Here is an 8,888-nt window from a genome sequence, read left to right on the forward strand (position 1 = left end):
TTCACTTTTTAATCATTTCACTTAATAATATAAATGATGTCTTTATTAATTTTCCAATTTTGTCAAGATCTTCAATTTTTGCATAACTGCTTTCCACAATCATATCAAAACATGAGTCTAATTCTATTACTGAACCTCTAGCTATTTCGAAATATCTTTTCCTTTCCGATTCAGATTTTCTTGAACAGCCTTCCGTAATATTTAAAACTACTGAAGTTGAAGCTCTTCTTATTTGGTCTGTTAAATTAAATCTTTCGCTTTCCGGAAGTTTAGGAAGAATTTTATAGCATTCAATCCTTAATTCTCTGGCGGATTTATAAGCATCAAGATTATAATGATTCAGATTTAAAAACATTTTTTCTTTTTTTCGTATTCATTTGTGTCATTTGTTTTTGTGTCAATTATCAGTTTTGTCGCTCTAAAAAATTCACTTGCAAAGCAAAACTGACCTTTCACCATTCATTTATAAAATAATCTGCTTAATAAACTCATCGCTTTCAATAATGCCGTCCCGAAGCACCACATTTCTCTTCGTTTGTGCGGCTACATCAGGTTCGTGGGTTACCACAATGATGGTTTTCCCTTCATTATTAATGTCCTGAAGCAGTTTCATGATGTCGTGCGTGGTTTTGGAATCCAGTGCGCCGGTCGGTTCATCGGCAAGAACCACTTTCGGATCGGTAATCAAAGCTCTTGCAATGGCAACTCTCTGTTTCTGTCCTCCGGAAAGCTCGTTCGGTAAATGATTTGCCCACTGAGCCAGTCCTACTTTTTCCAGATATTCCATCGCTTTCTGATTTCGCTCTTTTCGCGGAACATTTTGGTAATACAACGGAAGTGCAACATTATCCAAAGCAGTTTTATAACCGATAAGATTGAAGGACTGGAAAATAAATCCCAGAAACTTACTTCTGTATTCGGCAGCTTTTACTTCAGATAAATGTTCAATCGGGACTCCGTCCAGCTCATACGTTCCGGAATCTTTTTCATCGAGAATACCAATAATATTAAGAAGCGTGGATTTTCCTGAACCCGAACTTCCCATGATCGATACAAATTCGCCTTCGGAAATGGTAAGATTAATTCCCTTGAGAACGTGCAGCTTACTCTTCCCTGTATCGTATGATTTATGTAAATCCTGAATTACTAACATTAAGCGGTGTATGTTTTTTATACCCAATAAGTAGACAGAATTTTTAATTTGTTACGAATATTGAAAAAATCTTTATTTAATTAATTGTTTAGCTAAAAACGCCTTTATTTAAAGCACTTTTAATTTTTTTGTTTAATAAAATCCCGCGAATAATCAGGTTTTTGTTAACATAATACTTTGTAAGTCAATATTTAAGGGGCTTTCATGTAAATGTGGAAAACTTTTAAGGCTAAAACTCAACGAATTAGTATTTCGCCCTTTTTATTACAGTTCTTTTTTTCGAACTTTGTGCTTGCACAGATCAAAAAATAAATCGCTTCGGTGGTTGATAACTTTCACACATAAGTTACACCAAATCAGAATATTGATTATTTTTTGAACGTTATCCACATTGATCTATTTATTTTAATTTTTTAAGACATTTTAATATGGGAATTTTTGATAAGAGAGTAAGCTACAAGCCATTTGAATACCCTGAGGTTCTTCAATTTGTAGAGGCAATCAACAAATCGTTCTGGGTGCATTCCGAAGTGGACTTTACTGCAGATGTTCAGGATTTTCATTCGCAGTTGGAGCCGCACGAAAAACACGCTGTAAAAAATGCACTTTTAGCCATTGCACAGATTGAGGTGTCTGTAAAGACATTCTGGGGAAATCTGTACACTCATCTTCCTAAGCCTGAACTGAATGGATTGGGAGCGACTTTTGCAGAATGTGAATTCCGTCATTCGGAAGCGTATTCCCGATTACTGGAAGTGTTGGGATATAACGACGAATTCCTTAATGTAGTAGAAATCCCTGCCGTAAAAAGCAGAATTGAATTCTTAGGAAACGCCTTAAAACACGCAAACTCCGCAACACCGAAAGAATATGTTTCTGCATTGTTGCTTTTCAGTATTCTGGTAGAAAACGTTTCTCTTTTCTCTCAATTTGCCATTATCCTTTCTTTCACAAGATTTAAAGGGTTTATGAAAAATGTTTCCAACATCATCGCATGGACTTCTGTAGATGAGCAGATTCACGCCAACGCAGGAATTTTCTTAATCAACAAAATCAGAGAAGAACAGCCTGATCTTTTAACAGACAGCGATATCGAAGATATTTATACTCTGGTTGATGAATCGATCGAAAGAGAAGGTGATATCTTAAGCTGGATCTTTGAATTGGGTGAAATCGATAATGTTTCTAAAGAAGATCTTTTAAACTTCATGAAATACCGTGTAGACGACAGTTTAAAGAAAATCAACATGAAAACAAGATACAACGTAACTCCGGAACAGTACAGACCGATGGTTTGGTTCGAAGAGGAAGTTTTCGCCAATTCTATGGATGATTTCTTTGCGAAAAGACCAGTAGATTATACAAAGCACGATAAGAGTATTACTGCGAACGATTTGTTTTAATTTCTATGATAAATCTAATTCCAAAATATGAAGTTTTATTTAATGATTTAAATAGTGTAAAATTTGGTTCATTCTTTAAATCCAGAGATTTTAAATCTTTTATGATTAGAAAGGGTTATTATGACTTCTGGAAAGGTAGAATGGAACAAATAGATAGTTCACGAAGAGTATATTCTGTTGGGAGTGACTATGAATTATGGAATTCAGTTGATACTTTCAAATCTTTGCTAAATGACAAAACAGCCAAAAATGAAATAGTTATTGTTGAGATAATTATTGAATTTATTTTATATAGTAAAGATAGAATTGATTTCAGTAATATAATTGAAAGCTTAAGGTTAGCACAATTTAGCAGCGAAAATGTTAATAAAATAAAAGAAGTAATTAAATTACAAATTTCTGAAAGTTCAGCCACACAAATTCAAAATGTAGTTTTTGAAAATGATCATAAAGAAAAACAGCCTAAAATGGACAAAAGCAAAGTTTTTATAGTTCATGGTCACAACGATACCGTAAAATTAGAGGTTGCAAGAACCTTAGAAAAATTAAAACTAACTCCCGTAATTTTACATGAAAAAGCAAATAATGGAAAAACAATTATTGAAAAGTTTGAAAAATTTTCTGATGTTTCATTCGCTGTAATTCTATTAACAGCTGATGATTTAGGAAATTCCAAAGATGTAAAAGAACTTAATAAAAGAGCTAGGCAAAATGTTATCTTTGAATTAGGTTATTTTATTGGAAAATTAGGAAGAGAAAATGTAATGACTTTAAAAGAAGATGGTGTTGAAGTTCCTAATGACATCTCTGGCGTCGTTTACACGTCTTATGACCAACAAGGTAGTTGGAAATACGAATTAGGTAAAGAATTAAAATCGGTAGGATTTAAAATAGACATGAACGATCTTTTTAATTAAAGAAAGTCAAACTCATAATCAATAAATAAAAACAAAATTCCTGAGCCTTCAAACCGCTCGGGAATTCGAAAATATACAACAACAATGGAAGAACAAAACAACAACATATGGTGGCTCAATGAAGAGTCTGAGCAAATGCTGAACAGAGGTTATTTGCTGAAGGGTGAAACTGTAGACGGAGCCATCGACAGAATTACCACTGCTGCTGCCAAAAGATTATACAAGCCGGAACTTCAGCCTGCTTTCAAAGAAATGATCACAAAAGGATGGATCAGTTTCTCATCTCCTGTTTGGGCAAATATGGGAACACAGAGAGGTCTTCCTATTTCGTGTTTCAATGTTCATATTCCGGACAGCATTGAGGGAATTACCCACAAAATGGGAGAAGTCATCATGCAGACCAAAATCGGGGGCGGAACTTCGGGATATTTCGGGGAGCTTCGTAACAGAGGAACTGCGGTTACCGATAACGGAAAATCTTCGGGAGCGGTTTCTTTTATGAAACTTTTTGATACGGCAATGGACGTTGTTTCCCAAGGTGGCGTAAGAAGAGGAGCTTTTGCAGCTTACTTAGACATCGATCACGGAGATATTGAAGAATTTTTATCCATCAAAGACATCGGAAGTCCGATCCAGAATTTATTCACGGGAGTTTGTGTTCCGGATTACTGGATGCAGGATATGATTGATGGCGATATGGAAAAGCGTAAAGTCTGGGCAAGAGTACTGGAAAGCCGCCAGCAAAAAGGGCTTCCTTATATTTTCTTTACGGATAACGTTAACAGAAATAAACCACAGGTTTACAAAGACTTAGGACTTACTGTAAATGCAAGTAACCTTTGCTCTGAAATCATGCTTCCTTCTACAAGAGAAGAATCTTTCATCTGCTGTTTATCTTCCATGAACTTGGAATTGTATGATGAATGGAAAGATACAGACGCGGTGAAATTAGCAATCTATTTCTTAGATGCTGTTTTATCTGAATTTATCGACAAAACGGAAGGAAACTATTATCTTCAGGGTGCAAGAAACTTCGCAATGCGTCACAGAGCGCTTGGTTTAGGAGTTTTAGGATATCATTCTTACCTTCAGAAAAACATGATTCCTTTTGAAAGTTTTGAGGCTACACAATTTAATGCAAGAGCATTCAGAAGAATTAAAGAACAGGCAGAGCAGGCTTCAAGAGAGCTTGCCAATATTTACGGAGAGCCGGAATTGCTGAAAGGTTACGGATTAAGAAATACGACAACCATGGCCATTGCGCCTACAACGTCAAGTTCTGCGATTTTAGGACAGACTTCTCCGGGAATTGAGCCGTTTGCTTCTAATTATTATAAAGCAGGTCTTGCGAAAGGAAACTTCATGCGTAAGAACAAATATCTTGCAAAATTACTGGAGGAAAAAGGGCTTGATAACGAAGAAACGTGGAGAACGATCATGTTGAATCACGGTTCGGTACAACATTTGAAGGAGTTAACGGATGAAGAGAAAGCAGTGTTTAAAACATTCAAAGAAATTTCTCCGATGGAGATTATTTCTCAGGCAGCCCAAAGACAACAATACATTGATCAGGCACAGTCTCTGAACCTTCAGATCCCTTCTACAATGCCGGTAAAAGATGTGAACTATCTTTATATCGAAGCATGGAAAAAAGGTGTAAAAACCCTTTATTATCAAAGAAGTTCTTCTGTTTCTAAAGAAATGATGGTAAATTTTGTTACCTGTACAGCTTGTGAAGCATAAGATACTCAAATAATAAACATTACATATTCAATCGGGCACGCTTTTTTAAGCGTGCTTTTTTATGTTAAGAAAAAATTAATATTACATTAATTTCATGATCTTTTATAAAATATCCTGTATAATCTGCCGTGAATAAAGGAAACATGCAAAGACTATTCTTTACAGGAAAATATTTCTGATTTCAGCATTGATTTTCAATTGACAGTAAAATATATTTTTTTCATACATTTGCAAAAAATAACACAAAAAATTATTTCAAACGAATATTATGCGAAAATATTTTCAAGTTAATGGATTTATCACATTAATTCTATTCACTTCTTTTCAGTCTAATGCTCAGGTAAAAATCTCCAATTCTTCTGGAACCGTAAATTCGGAAAGCATCTTACAATTAGAAAATTCATCTAACAACAAAGGCTTTCTGCTTACAAGAATTGCTCTTCAGTCCACCACTTTAGCTGCTCCGATGAATGCTCATGTTGCGGGAATGATCGTTTATAATACAGCAACAGCAGGCACTGCACCCAATAATGTAACTCCGGGAATGTATTATAACACAGGATCAGGCTGGGTAAAATTATCTGCAAAAACTCCAAAAGCAGGAGACATTAAAAACGGATTTCAGGCAGCAGACCATAATGGATGGTATCTCCTCAACGGAAGAGCAATAAGCACTTTGAGTACAAATGCCAGAGCCAGAGCTACAGCATTGGGCTTTACCACCAATTTACCGGATGCTACAGACCGTTTTCTTAAAAATACAAGCGGTACAGACAATCTAGCAGCAGTTTCCGGAGCTGATACTTTTACTATAACACAAGCCAATCTACCCAACGTAACCTTCACAGGAACAACAAATACTACAGGAAGTCATACGCATACGTATACAGACAACCCGTTAAATTCTACTACAAACGACGTAGTATCCGGAACTAATAATCCTATTTCTGATACATCGAGTGTAAATGATACGACAAGTACCGATGGGAATCATACCCACAGTTTAAGTTTTACTTTGGGAAGCAGTCAGCCTGTAAGTATGCAGCCCAATAATATTATTACGAACGTATTTATCTATTTAGGAAACTAGTATGAAGACAAAATTTTTATATACATGTATTGCTGCATTTTTATTTGTTGCACACAAAGCCCAAGTGGGTATTGGAACTTCTAATCCGTCAAATTCTGCTGTTCTGGAACTGAGCAGTACCAATAAAGGTTTTCTGATGAATACTGTCGCACTTACTTCAACCACGTCAGCAGCACCTTTCGGAAGCAATGTGGAAGGGATGTGGGTATACAATACCGCGACAGCAGGAACATCTCCCAATAATGTTATTCCCGGGTTGTATTATAATGATGGTACAAAGTGGGTTTTAATGTCCATTAATAATGATCTTCCTAAAATCGGTGATCTAAAATCCAGCATGGCAACAACCGACCATGACGGATGGTTTCTGCTTAACGGAAGAAATATTTCCACCCTGCCTTCAATCAGCCAGACCAATGCAGCGGCTTTAGGCTTCAGTACAACACTTCCAAGTTCAAGCGACCGGATTTTAAAAGGTAAAAATACTTCTGAGGCAGTATCCTCAACAGGAGGAAGCAATTCTTTCTCCATCGCACAGGCTAATCTTCCGAATGTAAATATTACGGGAACTACGGCTTCTTCGGGAGCGCACACCCACAGCTATACCAACCGAGGCGTAAACTACTGGAACTATAATGCAGGCAGCATTAATACAACAAGAACAATTGATACAGAAGTAAGAACTACGGCTGCCGCAGGAGATCACAGCCACACAATTTCCGTAGCAAGCGGAGGAACCAATACCGCGATTACGCAATATCCAAAACATCTGGTTGTTCAGTATTTTATTTATCTAGGAAAATAACACAAAAATTTAAACAATGAAAAAAATAACTTCCGCTATCATATTAACCTCTTTTACTTCGTTTCTTTCTGCACAGGTGCTTATTACAAACGGAACTCCTAGCAATCCTACTCCAAATCCGAATGCTCTGCTGGAAATTTATTCTAAAAATAACAATAAAGGACTTTTAATGCCCAAGGTTTCGTTGATAACCACTGACAATCCGAGCCCTTTTCCAAGTCATATTACCGGAATGACGGTTTATAATACAAATACCACTACTGCAACCACGCTTACGAGTGTTACTCCCGGCATTTATTATAATGACGGAACTTCATGGAATAAAATGGAAGTACAAATACCTACTGTGGGAGACATAAAATACAGCAATGTAGCGACAGATCATGACGGATGGTATCTCTTAAACGGAAGAGCAGTTTCTACCTTATCTGCAACTGCACAGTCTGCCGCGTCTTCATTAGGCTTTACAGCTTCACTTCCCGACAGTTCAGACAGGTATTTAAAAGCGAAATCTGCTTCGGAAACATTAGGAGCAACAGGCGGAAATACAGCTGTTACTCTTACACAGGCCAATCTTCCGAATATTACTTATAATGCAACAACTTCAAACACTGGAGCGCACAGCCATACCTATAACGACAGGGCAAGCGGAATAGTAAACAGTGTTGAAGCCGGAAATACTAAAACGGTGGTAGACAATGATGCCACGACATCTACAACTTCATCTGCAGGAGCTCATACCCATACATTCTCAATTTCTACAGGCGGATCGGGTACTCCCCTTAATCTGCAGCCAAAATATTTATCTGCCTATATTTTTGTTTATTTAGGACAGTAAAAATAATCTGAAAGCAGCACTAACAAGCTGTTTTTTTTTATTTGAGAGGCAGGGTATTTTTTAATCTTGAAAAATTTAATAAACTTTAACATTTAAGAAATAAAAATATGTATCCCAGCGTAATCACCTGTAAATATTGAAAATATAGCTTTTTCAATCCCTAACCAGTGAATCAAATTACTGCATCTCTGCACTTTATATATTTTTAAAAACAAATTTTTTGTATATTTGCAAATGTATTTTGTTAACAACAAAGTTTATTATTGTTAAAAACACAACTATAAATTGAAATTTTAATTAAATTAATAAAACAAATGTTGTTTTGAAAATAAAAAACAAATAGTTCATTCATAAATCTTGAAGATTATAATGAATTTATTTATAATATAAAAACACACAAAAGAAACCTTAATTAATTTTATTGATAAAGAGTTTATCAATATTAAAAACACAAAAAAATTATTTCTAATGAACAAAATTATCACTCTAATTTTGGTAATGTTTTCTTACAGCATTACCGCACAAGTTGGTATAAACACAAGTTCACCTGATCCCAGCTCTTCTTTAGACATTACAAGCAGTTCAAAAGGTCTGTTACTGCCAAGAATCAGCAACCTTTCACTGGTTACTAATCCTGCAACGGGCTTGGTTATTTTTGATACCAATAAAAAGTGTATAAGCCAAAACGTTGGGACTCCTGCCACTCCGGACTGGGTATGTCTTTCACCTTATTCGGCGAGATTTTTCTACATGCCGAGTGTGGTTTTCGACACTACCACTATTGCGTCAGGACAGACGAAAGATTTGTATACACTGTATAAAAATCAGTTTTCGAATATCCCTACAAATGCGAGAAGTACCTCTGCGCCTGCAACAATTCCTTTTTTCCCTAACGCAACGGATCTTTATTATTATGTAACAGGGTATGATTCTACTGTA

At 35.9% G+C, this 8,888-nt stretch carries 9 protein-coding genes; 7 read left to right on the top strand and 2 right to left on the bottom strand.

Features of this window, described 5'->3' with window-relative positions:
* Position 1: 1 nt before the first annotated feature.
* Together WFK35_RS17440 and WFK35_RS17445 are read right to left on the bottom strand one after the other, a co-directional pair.
* A complete protein-coding gene (locus tag WFK35_RS17440) occupies positions 2-355 on the bottom strand; it encodes a four helix bundle protein (protein ID WP_336733654.1) in 354 nt (117 codons plus the stop codon).
* A 108-nt stretch (positions 356-463) separates the two neighbouring features.
* Positions 464-1,153: an ABC transporter ATP-binding protein gene (locus WFK35_RS17445; RefSeq protein WP_336690948.1), complete on the bottom strand. Its 690-nt coding sequence runs from the start codon at positions 1,151-1,153 to the stop codon at positions 464-466.
* A 428-nt stretch (positions 1,154-1,581) separates the two neighbouring features.
* Here WFK35_RS17445 and WFK35_RS17450 point away from each other — a divergent pair, with 428 nt between their 5' ends.
* The 7 genes from WFK35_RS17450 to WFK35_RS17480 all read left to right on the top strand — a co-directional run.
* Positions 1,582-2,556, top strand: coding sequence for a ribonucleotide-diphosphate reductase subunit beta (locus tag WFK35_RS17450; RefSeq protein ID WP_214590651.1), 975 nt, complete (start codon positions 1,582-1,584; stop codon positions 2,554-2,556).
* Positions 2,557-2,561: 5 nt separating this feature from the next.
* A complete protein-coding gene (locus WFK35_RS17455; protein ID WP_336733655.1) occupies positions 2,562-3,473 on the top strand; it encodes a nucleotide-binding protein in 912 nt (303 codons plus the stop codon).
* Positions 3,474-3,536: 63 nt separating this feature from the next.
* Positions 3,537-5,216, top strand: coding sequence for a ribonucleoside-diphosphate reductase subunit alpha (locus WFK35_RS17460; protein WP_256038072.1), 1,680 nt, complete (start codon positions 3,537-3,539; stop codon positions 5,214-5,216).
* 268 nt (positions 5,217-5,484) lie between these two features.
* Positions 5,485-6,306: a hypothetical protein gene (locus WFK35_RS17465; protein ID WP_336733656.1), complete on the top strand. Its 822-nt coding sequence runs from the start codon at positions 5,485-5,487 to the stop codon at positions 6,304-6,306.
* A gap of 1 nt (position 6,307) precedes the next feature.
* Positions 6,308-7,111 (top strand): hypothetical protein, encoded by an 804-nt coding sequence (locus WFK35_RS17470; protein WP_336733657.1) that lies wholly within the window; start codon positions 6,308-6,310, stop codon positions 7,109-7,111.
* A gap of 16 nt (positions 7,112-7,127) precedes the next feature.
* A complete protein-coding gene (locus WFK35_RS17475; protein ID WP_336733658.1) occupies positions 7,128-7,949 on the top strand; it encodes a hypothetical protein in 822 nt (273 codons plus the stop codon).
* A 468-nt stretch (positions 7,950-8,417) separates the two neighbouring features.
* Positions 8,418-8,888: hypothetical protein (locus WFK35_RS17480; protein WP_336733659.1), on the top strand; the 471-nt coding region annotated here is incomplete at its 3' end.

The organism is Chryseobacterium sp. VD8 (assembly GCF_037149975.1).
Classification (GTDB): domain Bacteria; phylum Bacteroidota; class Bacteroidia; order Flavobacteriales; family Weeksellaceae; genus Chryseobacterium; species Chryseobacterium indicum.